The 18,350-nt window shown below is 78.0% G+C and carries 16 protein-coding genes; 4 read left to right on the top strand and 12 right to left on the bottom strand.

What is annotated here, in order from left to right; genetic code table 11:
- Positions 1-152 precede the first annotated feature (152 nt).
- On the bottom strand, positions 153-2,264 hold the full coding sequence (locus ACRYMN_RS17120) for a DNA gyrase/topoisomerase IV subunit B (protein WP_432497642.1): 2,112 nt from the start codon (positions 2,262-2,264) through the stop codon (positions 153-155).
- A gap of 210 nt (positions 2,265-2,474) precedes the next feature.
- On the opposite strand from ACRYMN_RS17120, the gene ACRYMN_RS17115 reads away from it, so the two are divergent.
- Positions 2,475-2,675, top strand: a complete 201-nt coding sequence (locus ACRYMN_RS17115) for a DUF7455 domain-containing protein (RefSeq protein ID WP_432497672.1) — start codon at positions 2,475-2,477, stop codon at positions 2,673-2,675.
- A gap of 50 nt (positions 2,676-2,725) precedes the next feature.
- Positions 2,726-3,223: a DUF456 domain-containing protein gene (locus tag ACRYMN_RS17110; RefSeq protein WP_432497640.1), complete on the top strand. Its 498-nt coding sequence runs from the start codon at positions 2,726-2,728 to the stop codon at positions 3,221-3,223.
- A 39-nt stretch (positions 3,224-3,262) separates the two neighbouring features.
- Here ACRYMN_RS17110 and ACRYMN_RS17105 read toward each other — a convergent pair whose 3' ends face one another.
- From ACRYMN_RS17105 to ACRYMN_RS17065, 9 genes are all read right to left on the bottom strand, one after another.
- The gene (locus tag ACRYMN_RS17105; RefSeq protein ID WP_432497638.1) at positions 3,263-4,696 is read right to left on the bottom strand and encodes a sugar transferase; all 1,434 of its coding nucleotides are present in this window, start codon (positions 4,694-4,696) and stop codon (positions 3,263-3,265) included.
- Positions 4,697-4,869: 173 nt separating this feature from the next.
- Complete coding sequence (locus tag ACRYMN_RS17100; protein ID WP_432497636.1) at positions 4,870-5,334, bottom strand: hypothetical protein; 465 nt, start codon at positions 5,332-5,334, stop codon at positions 4,870-4,872.
- A gap of 39 nt (positions 5,335-5,373) precedes the next feature.
- Entirely contained in the window at positions 5,374-6,714 is a 1,341-nt protein-coding gene (locus ACRYMN_RS17095; protein WP_432497633.1) for an MFS transporter, read from the bottom strand.
- Entirely contained in the window at positions 6,707-9,244 is a 2,538-nt protein-coding gene (locus tag ACRYMN_RS17090; RefSeq protein WP_432497630.1) for an alpha/beta fold hydrolase, read from the bottom strand. Before ACRYMN_RS17090 ends, ACRYMN_RS17095 begins: the two co-directional genes overlap by 8 nt.
- 246 nt (positions 9,245-9,490) lie before the next feature.
- On the bottom strand, positions 9,491-11,125 hold the full coding sequence (locus ACRYMN_RS17085) for an RNA polymerase sigma factor (RefSeq protein WP_432497628.1): 1,635 nt from the start codon (positions 11,123-11,125) through the stop codon (positions 9,491-9,493).
- 368 nt (positions 11,126-11,493) lie between these two features.
- Positions 11,494-11,895: a universal stress protein gene (locus ACRYMN_RS17080; protein WP_432497626.1), complete on the bottom strand. Its 402-nt coding sequence runs from the start codon at positions 11,893-11,895 to the stop codon at positions 11,494-11,496.
- Between the two features lie 296 nt (positions 11,896-12,191).
- Entirely contained in the window at positions 12,192-13,499 is a 1,308-nt protein-coding gene (locus tag ACRYMN_RS17075) for a DUF4192 family protein (protein ID WP_432497624.1), read from the bottom strand.
- A 99-nt stretch (positions 13,500-13,598) separates the two neighbouring features.
- On the bottom strand, positions 13,599-14,318 hold the full coding sequence (locus tag ACRYMN_RS17070) for an EcsC family protein (RefSeq protein WP_432497622.1): 720 nt from the start codon (positions 14,316-14,318) through the stop codon (positions 13,599-13,601).
- Positions 14,319-14,469: 151 nt separating this feature from the next.
- Positions 14,470-14,697 (bottom strand): hypothetical protein, encoded by a 228-nt coding sequence (locus ACRYMN_RS17065; protein ID WP_432497620.1) that lies wholly within the window; start codon positions 14,695-14,697, stop codon positions 14,470-14,472.
- Between the two features lie 102 nt (positions 14,698-14,799).
- On the opposite strand from ACRYMN_RS17065, the gene ACRYMN_RS17060 reads away from it, so the two are divergent.
- Together ACRYMN_RS17060 and ACRYMN_RS17055 are read left to right on the top strand one after the other, a co-directional pair.
- Positions 14,800-15,828 carry a spermidine synthase gene (locus ACRYMN_RS17060; protein ID WP_432497618.1) on the top strand — a complete coding sequence of 343 codons (1,029 nt, stop codon included), beginning with the start codon at positions 14,800-14,802 and terminating at the stop codon, positions 15,826-15,828.
- Positions 15,825-16,484: a DedA family protein gene (locus ACRYMN_RS17055; RefSeq protein WP_432497616.1), complete on the top strand. Its 660-nt coding sequence runs from the start codon at positions 15,825-15,827 to the stop codon at positions 16,482-16,484. The genes ACRYMN_RS17060 and ACRYMN_RS17055 overlap by 4 nt, the downstream gene beginning before the upstream one ends.
- Before the next feature lie 13 nt (positions 16,485-16,497).
- On the opposite strand, the gene ACRYMN_RS17050 is transcribed toward ACRYMN_RS17055, so the two are convergent.
- Together ACRYMN_RS17050 and ACRYMN_RS17045 are read right to left on the bottom strand one after the other, a co-directional pair.
- Positions 16,498-17,799: an MFS transporter gene (locus ACRYMN_RS17050; RefSeq protein ID WP_432497669.1), complete on the bottom strand. Its 1,302-nt coding sequence runs from the start codon at positions 17,797-17,799 to the stop codon at positions 16,498-16,500.
- Between the two features lie 107 nt (positions 17,800-17,906).
- On the bottom strand, positions 17,907-18,242 hold the full coding sequence (locus tag ACRYMN_RS17045; protein ID WP_432497667.1) for an FCD domain-containing protein: 336 nt from the start codon (positions 18,240-18,242) through the stop codon (positions 17,907-17,909).
- Positions 18,243-18,350 lie beyond the last annotated feature (108 nt).

The following is an 18,350-nucleotide window of genomic DNA, read 5'->3' as shown; positions in this document are numbered from 1 at the left end:
ATCGGGTGCGGGGTGGGGACGCCGACGCCCCCGCGGCCGGGGGGCCGCGGGGGCGTGCGGGACGTACCGGCGAGCTCGGGCTCACCGGGCCCGCCGGGCCCGCCGGGCCCGTCGGGTCCGCCGGGTCCGCCGGGCTCGGCGGGTCCGCCGGGTCAGGCGTCGATGCGGTCGCGGTCCAGGCGGGCGGCGCCGGCGATGATGAAGTCCTTGCGCGGGGCCACGTCGTTGCCCATGAGCAGCTCGAAGACCCGCTCGGCGACCTCGGCGTCGGCGATGGTCACCCGCCGCAGCGTGCGGTGCTGCGGCTCCATCGTCGTCTCGGCGAGCTGGTCCTCGTCCATCTCCCCCAGGCCCTTGTAGCGCTGGGGGTCCTTGTAGGTGCGCCCGCGGCGGTTCAGGTCGGCGGTGACGCGGCGCAGCTCGGCGTCGGAGTAGGTGTAGAGCACCTCCTTCTTCGCCCGGCCCGTGCCGTTGACCTCGATGCGGTGCAGCGGCGGCACGGCGGCGAAGACGCGCCCGGCCTCCACCAGCGGGCGCATGTACCGGAAGAACAGCGTCAGCAGCAGGGTGCGGATGTGCGCGCCGTCGACGTCGGCGTCCGTCATGAGCACCACGCGGCCGTAGCGCACCGCCGAGAGGTCGAAGCTGCGCCCGGAGCCGGCGCCGACGACCTGGATGATCGAGGCGCACTCGGCGTTCTTGAGCATGTCGGAGACGGACGCCTTCTGGACGTTGAGGATCTTGCCCCGCAGCGGCAGCAGCGCCTGGTACTCGGAGTTGCGCGCGCCCATGGCCGTACCCAGCGCGGAGTCGCCCTCGACGAGGAACAGCTCGGTGCGGGTGGTGTCGTCGGAGCGGCAGTCCTTCAGCTTCGCCGGCAGCGAGGAGGACTCCAGCGCGTTCTTGCGCCGCTGGGTCTCCTTGTGCAGGCGCGCGGAGATGCGGCTCTTCATCTCCGCGACGACCTTGTCCAGGACCGTGGCGGCCACCTGCTTGTCCTCGCGGCGCGGCGAGGTCAGCACCGCGCCCAGCTCCCGCTCGACCACGCGCCGGACGATGGCGCGCACCGCGGCGGTGCCCAGGACCTCCTTGGTCTGCCCCTCGAACTGCGGCTCGGCCAGCCGGACGGTGACCACGGCCGTCAGGCCCGCCAGCACGTCGTCCTTCTCCAGCTTCTCGTCGCGCCCGACCTTCAGCCGCCGCGCCTGCGCGTCCACCTGCGCCTTCACGGCCGCGAACAGGCCCTGCTCGAAGCCGGACAGGTGCGTGCCGCCCTTGGGGGTGGCGATGATGTTCACGAACGAGCGCACCGTGGCGTCGTAGCCGGTGCCCCAGCGCAGCGCGACGTCCACGACGCACTGGCGGCGCACCTCCTGCGGCGTCATGTGCCCGTTGTCGTCCAGCACGGGGACGGTCTCGGTGAAGGCGTCCTCGCCCTGCAGCCGCCACACCGGGGTCAGCGCCGCGTCCGGGGTCAGGAAGTCCGCGTACTCCCCGATGCCGCCGTCGTGCTGGAAGACCTCCTCGGTGGGCTGCTCGCCGCGCTCGTCGCGCACGACGATGCGCAGCCCCGGCACGAGGAAGGAGGTCTGGCGGGCGCGCGCGGCGAGGTCCTCGTAGGAGAAGGCGGCGCTCCTCAGGAAGATCTGCGCGTCGGCCCAGTAGCGCACCCGTGTGCCCGTGACGCCGCGCTTGGCGCGCCCGACGACCTCCAGGCCGCCGGCGGGCGTGAACGGCGCGTCGGGGCCCTCGCCGTCGTAGCGGCCCGGCGTGCCGCGGCGGAAGCTCGTGGCGTACGTCTTGCCGCCGCGGTCCACCTCGACGTCCAGGCGGGCCGAGAGGGCGTTGACGACGCTGGCGCCCACGCCGTGCAGGCCCCCCGAGGCGGAGTACGAGCCGCCGCCGAACTTGCCGCCGGCGTGCAGGTGGGTGAAGACGACCTCGACGCCGGACAGGCCGGTTCGCGCCTCGGCGTCCACGGGGATGCCGCGCCCGTCGTCGCGCACCTCCACCGAGCCGTCGGCGCGCAGCAGCACGTCGATGCGGGTGCAGTGCCCGCCCAGGGCCTCGTCGACGGCGTTGTCGATGATCTCCCACAGGCAGTGCATGAGACCGCGCGAGTCGGTGGAGCCGATGTACATGCCGGGGCGCTTGCGCACGGCCTCCAGGCCCTCCAGGACCAGCAGGTGCGCGGCGGTGTAGCCCTCGGACCCGTCGCCGTCCTTCGGCGCGCGGGGACGGGGGGTGGAGCTGGGTGGGGTCACCCCCGCAGGGTAGACGCCGCCTGCGACGCGATCCCGGGCACGGCGTGGCGCGCATCCGCCGAGAGCGAACGCGCTGGTCCACCGGCGCGGGAACGCGGGCGCGGGGCCGGGGGTTGGGAGAGAGTGGGCGCGGGAGCACCCGCTGCCGCCGCCCGCAGGACCGGAAGGAGTCGTGGAGTGACCACCACAACAGCCCTCGCCAGCGACCAGATGACGGCCGCCGACCGCTGCGACCGCTGCGGCGCCCAGGCCTACGTGCGGGTCGTGCTCGCCTCGGGCGGCGAGCTCCTCTTCTGCGCCCACCACGGGCGCGAGCACCGCGACGCCCTGCGCCAGGTGGCCCGCGACATCCAGGACGAGTCGGGCAAGCTGACCGACACGCCCGCGAGCGCACCGGTCGACGAGCGCTGAGGTCGCGCTGAGGAGCAGCAGCACGCACCGCCGAGCCCGGCGCCACCCCCGTGGGTGACGCCGGGCTCGTCGTCGTGGCCCTGGCCGTCGCCGTGGGCCTCGCCGGCGTCGTCGTGCCCGTGCTGCCGGGTACCGTCCTGATCGGCCTGGCCGTGCTGGTGTGGGCCGTCGTCGAGGGCGGGGCCGCCTGGGCCTTCGCCGGCGGCGCGATCGCGCTGCTGGTGGCCGGGCAGGTGGCCATGTACCTCGTGCCCGGCCGGCGCCTGAGCCGCGCCGGCGTGCGGCGCACCAGCCTGCTGACCGGCGGCGCCCTCGGCGTCGTCGGCTTCTTCGCCCTGCCGGTGGTGGGGCTGGCGCTGGGCTTCGTGCTCGGCGTCTTCCTCGCCGAGCTGGCCCGGGCGCCGCGCACCGGCCCGCGCGCCGGCGCGGCGTGGGCCTCGACCGTCGTGGCGCTCAAGGGCGTCGGGCTCAGCGTGGCCCTCGAGGCCCTGGCGGGCACCCTGGCCGCGGCCACCTGGGTCGTCGCGGCCCTGGTGCTGCGCGGCTGAGCGGCGCGCCCAGGCACGGACCCGCCGGACCGCCGCGGCTCAGCCGCCGCGCGCGCCCACGACCTGGGTCACGGTCCTCACCATGATCTTCAGGTCCCCCCACAGCGACCAGTTCTCGATGTAGAAGTTGTCGAAGCTGGCCCGCTCCTCGATGGAGGTGTCCCCGCGCAGGCCGTTGACCTGGGCCCAGCCCGTCAGGCCGGCGGGGACGCGGTGGCGGGCCATATAGCGCGGCACGCGCGGTGTGAACTCCTGCACGAAGTGGGGGCGTTCCGGCCGGGGCCCGACGATGCTCATGTCGCCGCGCAGGATGTTCCACAGCTGCGGCAGCTCGTCGAGCGACGACTTGCGCAGGACCCGTCCGACGGGGCCCAGCCTGTCGTCGTGCTTGATGTTCCAGTTCGTGGCCGACTCGCTCTCGTCCACGGGTTTGAGCGAGCGGAACTTCAGGACCTCGAAGGGCCTGCCGTCCATGCCCACGCGCGTCTGGCGGAAGATGATGCCCGGGCCGCCCTCCCACCTCACGGCCAGGGCGCACACCGCCATCACCGGGGACAGCAGCAGCAGCGCCACGGCCGACAGGACCACGTCCACGACGCGCTTGACCCGCCAGGCGAACGTGCGGAACGCCGCGCGCCGCACCCTGATCAGGGGTATGCCCCGCAGCTCGTCCATGTCGCGGGTGGTGGTGTGCACCTCGAACAGGCGCGGGACGAGGAGCATCTCGACCTCGAGCCGGTCGCACGTGCGCAGGGTCTCGACGAGGTCCGCCTCGCGCCGGCTGCCGAAGGCCACCACGACGGTCTCCACGGCGAAGTCCTCGATGAGGGTGGCGAGTTCCGCGTACGTGCCCAGCAGGGGGGCGGGCAGTTCCTCGGGCCGCTCCACCCTGGGGCGGACGTCGACGAAACCCACGGTGTCCAGGCCCAGCTCGGGGTGCGCGCGCAACGTGGCGGCGATCTGGATGCCCACCTGGCCCGCGCCCAGCACGAGCGTGGTGTGCCGCAGCCTGCCCCGGCGGCGCGCCGTGCGCGCCGCCGCGTACGCCGCGGCGCGCGCGACCAGGACGGCCAGGGTGGTCGCGGCGGCCTGCAGGGCCGCGTCCGCGGGCCGCTGCCGCACGGTCAGCACGGCGTCCAGCGCCAGTTGAGCGGTGAGGCAGGCGACGCCCCCCGCGACGACGTACGGGACGTCGTCGAGGACGGACATGGCCAGCCGGGGCCGGTACAGCCCGAACGTGCGGAACGCGGCGAGCAGGACCACCAGGCCCACCGCGTCGATCGGTTCCGGCGGCCAGAACGCCGCGGACACCGCCGCGAACGTCAGCACGTCCACCGCCAGGAGGTAGAAGCCCGTGGGCGCGCGCAGCAGCAGCGGGCGCAGCGCCTGCGGGTCGAACATCCTGGGCTGCAGCACCACCGGGCCCTCGGGCCCCTGCTGGACGAGCGGTTCGGGCGTCTTCTCGACAGCCATGGGTCGGCGCGGTCCTTCCGGGGGTCGACGCGGAGCGTCCAGGACGCCCGGCCCGCTCATCACGACCCGCGGACGGGCCCCGCGAGGCGCTGCCGATCCTAGGTGCGCGCGGGCGCTCGCACAGTTCGACGGCACGAATCGTCCTCCGCGCGGGCGCCCGGGCGCGGCGGCGGTCACCCGTCGGCGCACGCGCCCCCGGTCCCGGGCTCGCCGGCGAGGTCCGCGAGCCGTCGGCGCAGCAGCTCGGCGAGTTCCACGGACTCCCCGTCGCGGGCGCCGCGCCCGAGCTGCAGGGGCGGTCCGGACGCCGGCGGGTGCACGCCCAGCAGCCGCGCGCGCAACCCGCCGGCCACGGCGAGCACGTGGAACGCGCCGTCCTCGGTGACGGCGAGCGACTCGTCGGCGCGCAGGTACCAGCCGCGCAGCGGCGTGCGCGCGCGCCCGCCGCCCACCCGGGCCCGCAGCGCGACGGCGGGCACGCCGCGCCGGCGCAGCTCGGCGGTGAACGCCGCGAGCAGCCGCCGCGCCTCGGCGCCCTCGGCCGCGCGCGCCCGCTCGGCGGCGGCGGCGTGCGCGGCGGCCGCCTCGGCGCGCCCGCGCCGCCACTCCTCGCGCTCGCTCGGCGTGGTCCCCGGCACGCGCCGCACGGTAGCGGAGCACGCCGGGAGCCGCGCCCGTCAGGCGCGCGCCAGCGCCCGCCGACCGGTCTCGCGCACCAGCAGCGCCCCCACCAGCGACAGCAGCGCCGCCGCGCTGCAGTACCAGACGAAGCTGGAGCCCGAGCCGGTCGCGGTGAACAGCCACGCCACCACCAGCGGGGCGGTGCCGCCGAGCACGGCGTTGGCCAGGGTGTAGCTGATCGACAGGCCGCTGAAGCGCACCGGCGTGGGGAACAGCTCCGCCAGCACCGAGGGCACCAGGCCCATCAGCGGAGCCACGGCCAGGCCGAACAGGCCCTGGCCCAGGGCGATCGCCCAGAACGAGCCGCGCGCGTCGAGCAGGTACGCCGGCAGCGGGCACAGCACGAGCGCCACGGCGCCCAGCAGCAGGAACGGCCGGCGGGCGGTGGCGTCGGACAGCCGCCCGAACAGCAGGCTGGCGGCGGCGAAGACGGCAATGCCGACCAGGTTGCCGCCCAGCGCCGTGGTCAGCGGCACGCCGCGCGCGGTGGCCAGGAACGCGGGCACGTAGTTCTGGAAGACGTACATGCTCAGCGTCGCGCCGGAGACGAGGGCGGCGCCGACCAGGACGGTGCGCCCGTGCGAGCGCAGCACCTCGGCGGCCGGGGCGCGCCGGGTGGTCGCCGCCGCGGCGCGCACGCGCTGGAACTCCGGGGTCTCCTCCAGCTGCAGGCGCAGGTACAGCCCGACCAGGCCCAGCGGCAGCGCCAGCGCGAACGGCACCCGCCAGCCCCAGGTGAACAGCGTCTGCGGCGAGAGCGAGGCCACCAGCACCGCCACCGTGGCCAGCGCCGAGCCGATGCCGATCGTGGCGGTCTGCCAGGCGCCGAACCAGCCGCGCCGGCCCTCGGGGGCGTACTCCACCAGGAAGGTCGCCGAGCCGCCGTACTCGCCGCCGGCGCAGAAGCCCTGCACCGCGCGCAGCGCCAGCAGCAGCAGCGGCGCGGCCACCCCGGCCTGGGCGTGGGTGGGCAGCACCGCGATGAGCGCGGTGGCCACCGCCATCGCCAGCACCGAGCCGGCCAGCACGTCGCGCCGGCCGACGCGGTCGCCGACGTGGCTGAGCACCAGCGCCCCCACGGGGCGGAACAGGAACGCCACGCCGAACGTGGCGAAGGTCGACAGCAGCGCCGCGCTGCCGCCCTGCGGGAAGAAGACCTGCGCCAGCACGAACGCCGAGGCGCCGTAGAGCACGAAGTCGTACCACTCGATGACGTTGCCCACCGACGCCGCCACCAGCGCGCGCCGCGAGGAGCCGCGCCCGCGCGCCGGCCGCGGTGCCGCGGCCCGCGGCTCCACCCGCGCGGCGGGACCCCTCGTCGTCGTCTCCTCAGCCACGCACGGCCTCCTCCTCGGTCGGGCGCCCCGCCACGGTGCGGGGGCGCGGGGTGCGGACGTCCTCCAGGGCGTCCGCGATGACGCCGGCGAGCGCCGCGACGGACGGCTCGCGCAGAACGGACAGGTGGGTGCCGGGCACCTCGCGCAGCTGCCACGGGCCGCTGAGCCAGCGCTCCCAGCCCAGCGCGCGGTCGCCCGGCTCGTCGGCGGCGACCACCACGAGGGCGCGCCCCTCCCAGGTGCGCCCGCGGTAGCGGCGCCCCAGCAGCACGCCCTGGTTGTAGAAGCGGGGGGTGTGGCCCTGCCCGGGCACCGGCAGCAGGCCGGTCAGCGCCACGCTGACCGCGTCGCGCACGCGCCGCAGCGCCGTGCGCGGCGCCGGCGCGGGCGTGCGGCCGGGCGCGAAGGAGTCCACCAGCACCAGCAGGGCGACCTCCTCGCCGGCGGCGCGCAGCGCGGCGGCGACCTCCAGGGCCAGCAGCGCGCCCAGGGAGTGCCCGGCCAGGTGGTACGGGCCGCGGGGCTGCACGCGCCGCACCTGCGCCAGGTGCCGGCGAGCGGCGCGCGCCAGCGTCCAGTCCGGCAGCCCCCCGGTCTCCAGCCGGTGCGCCTGCAGCGCGTGCACGGCGCAGGTGGGCGCCAGCCGGCGCGCCAGCGGCAGGAAGGACACGGCCAGCCCGCCGGCCCCGGCGATGCAGAACAGCGGCGGGTGCGCGGCGCTGGAGGGCACCAGCGGGCCGCTGCGCCGCCCGGGCGCGGCGCCGCGCCGGCAGCGCTCGGCGAACAGCGCCGGGGTGGGGGCGGCGAGCACGTCGGCGGCCACCGCGCGCACCCCGTGGTCGTCGGCCAGGCGGGTCAGCAGGTGCTGCAGGTCCAGCGAGTCGCCGCCGAGCTCGAAGAAGTCGTCGTCGCGCCCGACGTCGGTCAGCTCCAGCACGAAGCCCCACAGCTCCGCCAGCACGCGCTCGCGCTCGCTGACCGGGGCCACCCACGGGGTGCTCGAGGCCGGCGGCAGCGCGGCGCGGTCGACCTTGCCGCGCTCGGTGCGCGGCAGCGCCGCCAGCAGGTCGACCACGTCCGGGCACATCGCCGCGGGCAGCTGCCCGCGCACGTGCGCGCGCAGCTGCGCCGGGCTGGGGCGGGTGCCGCGGCGCGGCACCACGTGCGCCACGAGCCGGTCGCGCCCGCGCCGGCCGGGGCCCTGGCCGCTCTCGCCGCTGACGACGGCCTCGGCCACGTCCGGGTGGGTCAGCAGCACCGCCTCCACCTCGGCCGGCTCCACGCGGGTGCCGCGGACCTTGACGACCTGGTCCAGGCGGCCCAGCAGCTCCACGCAGCCGTCCGGGCGCAGCCGGGCGCGGTCGCGGGTGCGCACCCGCACCCGCCCGTCGCCGAGGTCCTCGAAGCGCTGCGCGGTGCGCACCGGGTCGCGCCAGTAGCCGCTGGGCAGCAACCGGGAGACCACGACGAGCTCGCCGGGCTCGCCCGGGGCGGCCGGGGAGCCGTCGGGCAGCTCCACCGCCAGCTCGCGGTCGGCCACCGGGTGGCCCGCGGGCAGGGCGGGGGCGTCGCCGAGCGCGTCGACGTCGACCTCCCAGCTGGTCAGCAGCGCCGTCTCGGAGGAGCCGAGGACGTTGAGCAGCCGGCAGCCGGGGGGCAGGGCGGCCACGACGGCGCGCGCGTCGGTGCTGCTGAAGCGCTCCCCGCCGCTGCGCACCAGGCGCAGGCCCGCCGGCAGGGCGAGCGGGCCGCCGGGCCCGGCGCCGGGCACGTCCAGCAGGGCGCGCAGCAGCGAGGGGGTGGCGGCCAGGACGGTGGTGCGGTGCGCCGACAGGGCGCGCAGCAACCCGGCGGGGCCGGCGTCGCGCGGGTCGTGCACGTGCACGGCGGCACCGGTGAGCAGACCGGAGAGCAGCTCGGCCAGACCCAGGCCGAAGGCGGCCGGCAGCAGCAGGGCCACGGAGTCGTCGGGGCGGCACCAGCCGGCGTCGGCGCGCAGCCACGCGTCGTGCAGCGTCACGCGCTGGGAGCAGACCACGCCCTGCGGGCGGCCGGTGGTGCCGGAGGTGAAGACCAGCGTGGCCGGCGCGTCCGGCGCCGGCTCGGGCAGGGGTGCGCCCGCGGGCGCGGCGGGCTGGTCCACGCCCACGGCGTCCAGGTGCAGGGCGGCGGCCACGGGGGCGCCGGCGGCGTCCACGACGCAGGTGGTGGCACCGGCGGCCTCCACGACGCCGGCCAGGCGCGCGGGGGGCGTGGCGGCGTCCAGGGCCAGCAGCGGGCGCCCGGACAGCAGCACGCCCACGGCGGCGACCGCCACCGCGGCCGGCTCGCGCACCAGCACGGCGACGGGCTCCCCGGCGGGGCCGGTGGCCAGGACGGCGGCCAGGGCGCGGGCGCGCTCGTCGAGGCGGGCGTAGGTCAGCGCGCCGGCAGGCGCGTCCACGGCGGTGCGCGCCGCGGCGTCGGCGACGACGTCGCGCCAGCGCGCGGCCAGCGGCGCGTCGACGGCGGCGCGGGGGAAGGGCAGCACGGGACCTCCTGCGGGCGGCGGCGGTGGCCCGCCGGGGCAGGAGGATGGCAGGCGCACCGTGCGGCGCGCGCGGCTTTTGCGCGTCCCACCGGGGTGAGGACGCACGAGCGGAGCAGCGCGCTGACGCGACGTGCCGAGGAGGGTGCGCAGCGTGGTCCCTGGACGCACCAGGGCCCTCCCCGCGCGGCGGGGAGGGCCCTGGTGGGCCGGCCCGGGGGCCGGCCGGTGACCGGGGGGTGCCCGGTGTCAGTCGAGGTAGTCGCGCAGGACCTGCGAGCGCGAGGGGTGGCGCAGCTTCGACATCGTCTTGGACTCGATCTGGCGGATCCGCTCGCGCGTGACGCCGTAGACCTTGCCGATCTCGTCGAGGGTCTTCGGCTGGCCGTCGGTCAGGCCGAAGCGCATGGAGACCACGCCCGCCTCGCGCTCGGAGAGGGTGTCCAGCACCGAGTGCAGCTGCTCCTGCAGCAGCGTGAAGCTGACCGCGTCGGCCGGCACGACCGCCTCGGAGTCCTCGATGAGGTCGCCGAACTCGCTGTCGCCGTCCTCGCCGAGCGGGGTGTGCAGCGAGATCGGCTCACGACCGTACTTCTGGACCTCGACGACCTTCTCGGGAGTCATGTCGAGCTCCTTGGCGAGCTCCTCCGGGGTGGGCTCGCGGCCCAGGTCCTGCAGCATCTGCCGCTGCACGCGGGCGAGCTTGTTGATGACCTCGACCATGTGCACCGGGATGCGGATGGTGCGCGCCTGGTCGGCCATCGCACGGGTGATGGCCTGGCGGATCCACCACGTGGCGTACGTGGAGAACTTGTAGCCCTTGGTGTAGTCGAACTTCTCCACCGCGCGGATCAGGCCCAGGTTGCCCTCCTGGATCAGGTCCAGGAAGAGCATGCCGCGACCGGTGTAGCGCTTGGCCAGGGAGACCACCAGGCGCAGGTTCGCCTCGAGCAGGTGGTTCTTGGCGCGGCGGCCGTCCTCGCTGATCCACCACAGCTCGCGCTTGAAGATCGGGTCGATCGTCTCGCCGGAGTGCAGCTTCTCCTCGGCGAACAGGCCGGCCTCGATGCGCTTGGCGAGCTCGACCTCCTGCTCGGCGTTGAGGAGGGCGACCTTGCCGATCTGCTTGAGGTAGTCCTTGACCGGGTCGGCGGTGGCGCCGGCGGAGACGACCTGCTGCGCGGGGGCGTCGTCGTCGTCGTCGGTGAGCACGAAGCCGCCGGCGCTCTTGCGCGCGCCCTGGGCGTCGGCGCCCTCCTCCGCGGCGTCGCCCGCGTCGGCGGCGTCGGCGGTGTCGTCGGCGACCTCGACCGGCTCGGCGACGTCCTCGACGACGAGGTCCTCGACCTTGACGTCCTCGACGAGCTCGTCGCCGCTGGGCTCCTCGCCGGTGGCGGGAGCGGTCGCGGGGGCGGCCTCGGCGCCCTTGGCGGCACGGGTGCTGCGGGCGGCGGTCTTGGCGGTGCTCTTGGCCGCCGCGCGGGTGGTCTTGGCGGCGGTCTTGGCGGCGGCCCCGGCCGCCGGGGCGGCCTCGCCGTCCAGGGCCTCGACGGCGTCGACCGCGGCGACGGCGCGCTTGGCCGCCGGGCGGGTGGTCTTGGCGGCCGACTTGGTGGCCGTGGCGGTGGAGGTGGAGCGGCGCGTGGAGGCGGCCGCCACGGCGCGCTTGGGCGCGGCCTCGGGGACGCGCACGGTGATGCCGGCGTCGTCGAGGGCGCGCAGCACGGCCTTCATGCGCTGCACGGGCAGCTGGGCGTCCTCGCACGCGGTGCGCACGGCGTGGGCGTCGACGAACCCGTGGGTGGTGCCGTGCTGCAGGAGCTCCTGGAAGGGAGCGGAAGCGAACTCGGGCGGGAGCGGCCGGGAGGTCGAGACCGACGACACGGACTGCCTTTCGTCGTGGGCGGAACGGGACTGCGGGCAGCAGCCGACAAGGTCAACACCGGCGGGCCCCGATGCATGCCCGCTGACGACGACAGAGGCCGATTGTGGCACGGCGCGGGCGCCGGCGGAGCACCGCGGCACCGCGGCGGGCTCCCGCGGGCGGTGCCGCGCGGCCCCCCGCGCGCCGCTGCGCGGCCCCTCGGTCGCCACCGCCCGGTCACCTGGCGGTGCCCTCCCGGGCCCCTCGCGGTCCCCGCACGGCCCCCTCGCGGACCCCTCACGGCCTCTCCGCGGCCTCTCCGTGGCCTCCCGGCGGATACCCGGCGGCCTCCAGGTCCGCGCACAGCCGCGCGCCGGGGCCGGGCGCCTCACTCCTCGGGCTTGACCGCCAGCACCGGGCAGGGGGCGTCGAGCAGGATGCGCTGGGCGCTGGCGCCGAGGATGAGCTTGCCCACCGGGGTGCGCCGGCGCAGGCCGATGACGATCGTGCTCGCCCCCGTGCGCTCGGCGGCCTCGATGAGGTCCTCGGCCGGGTCCTCGCTGTCGGGGACCTCCTGCAGCTCGTGCCCGAGCCCGGCCTCGTCCAGGCGCGCCAGCACGGCCTCGTGCACGGCGCGCAACTGCTCGGCCTCCACGGCGTCGGCCTCCTTGCCCGGCCGGCGGCTGTGCACGACGACCAGCGGGACACCCTGCTGGACGGCGGCGGTGCCGGCGTGCCGCAGGGCGGCGCGCCCCTCCGGGTTGGCCACGTACCCGACGACGATCCCCATCCGCGCACCCTCCTGGAGCCAGCTGCGCGTGCCGGCCCGTCCACGGCTGGACGGCGACCTCCCGACGGCACCCCCGGGCCCCGCGGGCTCCGGTGCAGCCGCGGCGACCGTACTAGACGTTCACGGGACGGACACCCGCTGTCCCGCCCCGGCCGCGCCCGCTCCCCCCGCGTCGCCCCTGCGCCGCCCCCTGCGCCGCCCCCTCCGCCGCCCCTGCACGACCGCCCGCGCCACCCGTCCACGGCTCCCCCGCCCGCCCCGCCGGGTCCACCCCAACCGGTCCACCCGCACGCCCCTCAGCCGCGGCGGGCACCGCCCGCGCCGCGCGGGGGCACCCCGGCGCGCAGCGCGGCGTCGACCAGCGCGGCCAGGCGGTGCCCGGGCTCGGCGCGCAGCGCGTGCGCGGCGCACGCGCCGGCGCGCACGCCGTCGCCGACGGACCAGTGCGTCCAGGCGGCCAGCGCCCAGGCCCCCGCGCCGAGGGGGCCCGGCGCGTGGCGGGCGAGGTCGACGGCCAGGGCGGCCAGCGCCGCCGCGCGCGCGGGGTCGGGGGCGGCGTCGAGGGCGCGGTGCACCAGGGCGGCGGTGCCGGGGGCGGCCGGGGAGGTGAGCAGGGCGGCCACCGCCGGGGCGCGCAGGTGCTCCGGCGCACCGCTCAGCAGGGCCGCGTCGCGCAGGGGCACGTCCTCCAGGGCCGCCAGCAACCGGCCGGCCGCGCCCGCCGCGGGCAGCCGGGGCGCACCCGGCGGCAGGTAGCGGCGCGCCTGCGCCCGCAGCTCCGCCAGGGCGAGCAGGCGCCGCTCGGGCGTCCACGGCTCGCGCGCGGCCGCCCGGTGGGCCGCGCGGGCCGCGCGCACGCGCTGCGGCGCCGGCGGGCCGGTCGGCGGCAGCACGGCCGCGCGCTCCCCGGCGGCCACCAGGCCCCGCCCGACCGCCTCGGCGGCCAGCCACCGGGCTGCCGGGGTGCTCAGGGGCGCGCCGGAGACCGGGCAGCACGCCCCGTCGGTGCAGCTCAGCGAGCGCCAGCGACCCGCCGCCACCAGCAGGACCTCGCCTGGTGCGAGACCGGCCCCGGACAGCTCCGCCAGCGCCGCCGCGACGGCGGCGGCGCCGGCCGGGCCGGGGCGCAGCACCGCGCCCGCACCGCGCGCGCCGGTGTCGTCGTAGCAGGCCACGACCACGACGGCGCCGGGTCCACCGGTGCGCCCGGCGGCGCGGCGCGCGCGCACCAGGTGGGCCACGGCCTCGGCGGCCGCGCGCACCGCGGACGCCTCGAGCCCGTCGAGCCCGTCGAGCCCGTCGAGCCCGTCGAGGCCCGCCCCGGTGCGCGGGAGCGCGCCCGGGGCGGGCTGGACGGGCAGGTCCACGCGCACCACGGCGCCCAGCCGGCCGCCGCGGCCGTCAACCGGGCCGCCCGGGCCGTCCGGGCCGCCCGGGGCGTCGGGACCGTGCGCGGCCCGCGCACCGCCGGGCTCCTCCACCTCCAGCAGGACCAGGCTGTCCCGCGGGTGGAAGCCCAGGCGGTAGGGCAGGACGGCGAGCAGCTCGGCGGGGCCGGAGACGAGGAGCGGGGCGCCGGCGGGCGCGGCGGGGTCCGTGGTCACGGCGCCACCGTGGTCGCGGCCAGCGGCCGTCCCGGCGCCGTCCACAACCGCACCGCGGCGCCGCGCCCGCGGCGGGCGCTGGGTCTCCCCCGGCGGCGCTCAGGCCCGCGGGTCCTCCTCGCCCGCGGGCAGGGCGTCCGCGGCCACCGGCGGCAGGGCGTGCTCGGCGTGCTTGGCGATGCGGCGCAGCATCAGGGCGTCGGCACCGGCGCCGACGGCACCGCCGAGGACCGGCACGAAGCGGCTGCCGGCGCGCACGAGGCCGCCGGTGCCCAGCCGGGCCAGCAGCCGGAAGCCGACGCCCTTGTTGACGAGCATGAGCACCGAGGGGGGCCAGCGGCGGGTGGCCAGCGCCGCCAGGCGCCCGCCGACGTCCAGGGAGGGCAAGCCGGCGGACTTCAGCACGTCGGTGGCGTCGGCGCCCACGAGCGCCAGCAGCACGGCGCTGCGCACCTCGGAGCGGGTCGTGTCGTAGCCGCGCAGCTCGGCGATCGCCGCGACGGCGCGGGTGGCCAGCACGTAGAAGCCCACCACGTTGGCGGGCAGCGCCACGGGCAGCGTCACCAGGCCGCCGACCCCGGTGGCGAAGCCGCTGGCGGCCACCATCCGGGTGTGGCGGCGCACGACGGCGTGCACGGCCGACTCGGTGGTGGGGTGCTCGGCGCGCGCCCGGCGCGCCACCTCGCGGGCGCCGTCGAAGGGCCCCCTGCCGTCGATGCCGACGGACAGCAGGCGCTGCACGAGCGCCTCGGCGCGCGAGGGCTCACCGCCCCCCGCCCCTGCGGTGCCGGCGTCCCCGTGCGCGTCGCGGCGTGCCACGTCCCGTCCCTCCCCGGCCGGCCGGAGGCGGCCGGTCCGACCGGGAACGCTAGCCGCCCGCGGCGCACCGCGCGCGCCGGGCGGGCGCCGCGCGGGGGGCGCGTCAGCGGGTCAGCGGGTCAGCGGGTCAGCGGGTCAGCGGGTCAGCGCGTCAGCGGGCGTTGTCCTGCTCGCGCAGGTAGGCGACGACCTCGGCCACGCCGTCCTCGGCGTAGCGGCGGCGCCCCCACGGGCGCGGCGGGCGGCCGGCGGCACCGGCCGGCGGGCGGTCGGCGGCGGGCATGCGCGAGGCCTGCAGCGGCCGGCGGCGGGCGCGGCGCTCGAGGACGAAGGGCACGACGAACAGGACCAGCAGGGCGGCCTGGAGGATCGCGAACATGGGGAGCACATCGGCAGCCGGGCCGCCGGACTTCAGCGCCGCGCCGGACCCGGCGCCGGGGTGCGCTCCGCGCCGGGCCCCGCGGGCTGGTTGGATCGCCGGGTGCCCCGCTCGCCCCGACCCCGCCCGCAGCCCCGCCGCGCCGCCGCGCGCCGCGGCGCGGTCCCGGCGCCGGTGGAGGGCGAGGCGCTCATCAGCACCGGCACGGTGCGCCTGGAGCGCGACCGGGAGGACCCCGACGGCTGGCTGGTCCTGGTCAACGGGGTGCCCAGCTCGTACGTCGACCTCGCCGACCCCGAGCACCTGGTCTTCGAGTACCAGCAGTGGACGGCGGCGGTGCTCGACGCCGTGCACCCGCCGGGACCGCTGCGGGTGGTGCACCTGGGCGGGGCCGGCTGCGCCTTCCCGCGCTACCTGGCCGCCACCCGGCCCGGCTCGCGCCAGCTGGTGCTGGAGGTCGACGAGCGGCTGGTGGAGCTGGTGCGCCGCAGCTTCGGCGCCAGCGGCGCGGCCGGCTTCCGCCTGAAGGTGGCCGACGCGCGCGAGGGGGTGGCCGCGCTGCCGGACGGCGGCCAGGACGTCGTGGTGCGCGACGCCTTCGCCCACGACCGGGTGCCCGCGCACCTGGTGACCGTGGAGTTCCTGCGCGACGTGGACCGCGCCCTGGCGCCGGGCGGGCTGTGGGTGGCGAACCTGGCCGACCGCCCGCCCATGCCGCACGCGCGCGCGGAGCTGGCCACGGCGGCGCAGGTGTTCGCCCACGTGGCCGTGCTGGCCGAGCCGGGCGTCTTCCGCGGGCGCCGCTACGGCAACGCGCTGCTGGTCGCCTCCCAGCGCGAGCTGCCCGAGCGGGAGCTGGTGCGGGCGCTGTCGGGCGGGGCCGCGCCGGCGCGGCTGGTGGCCGGGCAGGAGGCGCGGCACTTCAGCGCCGGCGCGAGCGTTGTGACGGACGCCGCTGTGGCGGCGCTGCGCCCCGGCGGGCCATCGGGCCCGGGCACCGACCCCGCACGCCCCCCGCAGCCCGAGGACCCCGCGCAGCCCGAGGACCCCCGAGAGCCCGACGACCCCCGAGAGCCCCGCACGAGCGCCGGCAGCACCGGCACGACACCTCCCGAGGAGCCCGACGCATGAGCTTGGCACTGCAGGCCGCGAGCGGCCAGACCGGCGGACTGACCGGGTTCGTGCTGGACACCGTGGCGGCCCTGGGCGCGCCCGGGGTGGGCGCGCTGAGCTTCCTGGAGGTCGTCTTCCCGCCGATCCCCAGCGAGGTCGTGCTCCCCCTGGCCGGCTACCAGGTGCAGCAGGGGCGCATCTCGCTGGCCGCCGTGGCCGTGCTGTCGGTCCTGGGGGCGTTCCTGGGTTCGCTGGTCCTGTACTGGGTGGGGAAGGTGATCGGCCTGCGCCGGGCCGCGGCGATCGCCGAGCGGGTCCCGCTGATGGACGGCGACGACGTGCACCGCGCAGCCGACTGGTTCTCCCGCCACGAGGGTGCGGCGGTGTTCACCGGCCGCTTCATCCCGGGCGTGCGCAGCCTGATCTCGCTGCCGGCGGGCGCGGCGGGCATGCGGCTGTGGAAGTTCTCGCTGCTGACGGTGCTGGGCTCGGCGCTGTGGAACGGCCTGCTCATCGGCCTGGGCATGCTGCTGGGCACCCAGTACGAGCTGGTCGAGGAGTACGGCGGCTACCTGGACTACGTCTTCTACGCCGCCATCGCCGGGGTGCTGGTGTGGGCGGTGCTGCGGCGCGTGCGCAAGCTGCGCGCCCAGCGGGCGCTGGAGGAGCGCTGAGCGGGCGCCGGGCTCACCGGCGCGCCGCCCCGGCGGCCCGGCGCGCGCGGCGGGCGGCGAGGTCGCGGCGCACCGCCTCGCGCACCGGCGGCACCACGACGCCCTCGCGCGCCAGCAGCTCGCGGGTGCTGCGGCGGCTGACGAGGATGCCGGCGACGCCGAGCGCCCACAGCGGGAACTGCACGGCGAAGGCGAGCCGGAAGGCGTCCAGGGAGTAGCTGCCGGGGCTGCCGGCGCCCTGCAGGTCCAGCACGACGCCCACGGCGAGCACGAGCAGCACGGTGGCGGCGAAGCCCATGACGTTGGTCAGGCCGGTCGCCCCGCCCAGGCGGTGCGCCGGGTTGGAGGTGCGGGCGAAGTCGAAGCCGATCATCGAGCCGGGCACGCCGGTGGCGATGACGACGACGAGCAGCACCAGCAGCGCCAGCGGTGCGCGGCCCGGCAGCGCCAGGACGGCGGCCCACACGGCGGCCTGCGCGCCCACGACGGCCAGCACGATCCACGAGCGGCGCAGCGGGTGGCGGGCCACCAGGGCGCCCATGACGGGGCCGGTGCCGGCGGCGGTGACGGTGTAGAGGGTCAGCAGCGCCCCGGCGGCGCCGGCGCTCAGGCCCTGCCCGGAGACCAGGAACGGGTAGCCCCACAGCGTCGCGAAGGCGTTGCCGGCGAACGGGGTGGCCCAGTGCGACCACAGGCCCAGCCGGGTGCCGGGGTGGCGCAGCGAGGCCCGCAGGTCCGCGGCGACCTCGCGGGCGCCGCGGCGGGTGCGCGGGTCCGGCGCGCCCGGCGGCACGTCGCGCAGCACCAGGACGGCCAGCGCGGCGGCCAGCACGCTGAAGGCCGCCATGCCGGTGTAGGCGGGTGCCCAGCCGGGCCCGTGCAGCAGCGCGACCAGCGGCACGACGCTGAAGACCTGCCCGAGCTGGCCGAACAGGCCCACCAGCTGCGTCATCACCGGCACCCGCTGCGGCGGGAACCAGTTCGTGACCACGCGCACCACCGAGGTGAACGTGGCCGCGTCGCCCGCGCCGACGAGCACGCGGGCCAGCACCGCCTGCCACGTCTCGGTGCTCAGGGCCAGCACGAGCTGGCCGGCGCCCATCGTGGCGGCGCCGGCCACGACGAGGCGGCGCGGGCCCCAGCGGTCGATGAGGACGCCGACGGGCACCTGCAGGGCCGCGTAGACGAGGAACTGCAGCACCGCGAAGCTGGAGAGCGCACCGGCGCCGACGGCGTAGCGCTCCTGCGCCTGGAGGCCGGCGGCGGCCAGCGAAGTGCGGTTGGCCACGGTGACGACGTAGGCCAGCGCCCCCACCGCGAAGACGAGCCGCGCGCCGCGGGCGCGCCGGCCGTCCCCGGGCGCCCCGGGGGCAGCGGGCGCACCCGCCGTGCGGGGCGTGCGGGGGGCGGGCACGGCGGCGCTCACCGCGCGCTCCGCAGCCGGCGCCCGGCGTCGCGCACGTGCTCGCGCACCAGCTCCAGCCAGTGCTCGCGGTCGTCGCCGCCCAGGGCCGCCAGCAGCTCCGCGTGCTGCTGCACGGTGGCGTCCATGCGCTCGCGCGAGCCGCGCACGAGCGAGACGCCCATGCGCTGCTGTCGGTCGCGCAGCCCGTCGTACAGGCCCGAGAGCAGGGTGTTGCCGGCGGCGCGCACCACCTCGGCGTGGAAGGAGCGGTCGGCGGCGGTGAAGGCCCACGCGTCGCCGTCGTCGCGGGCGGCGCGCATGCCCGCCAGGTGCCCGGCCAGCGGGGCGGCCAGCTCCGGGGGGGGGGGGGGGGGCGGGGGGGGGGGGGGGGGGGGGGGGGCGGGGGGGGGGGGGGGGGGGCGGGGGGGCGCGGCGGGGGCGGCGGGGGCGGGGGCAGGGCG

It is taken from the genome of Kineococcus gypseus, from assembly GCF_050871305.1.
In the GTDB taxonomy this organism is placed as follows: domain Bacteria; phylum Actinomycetota; class Actinomycetes; order Actinomycetales; family Kineococcaceae; genus Kineococcus; species Kineococcus gypseus.
Note: the sequence above shows the minus strand (reverse complement) of the source record. Positions and strands in the feature narration are given on the sequence as shown.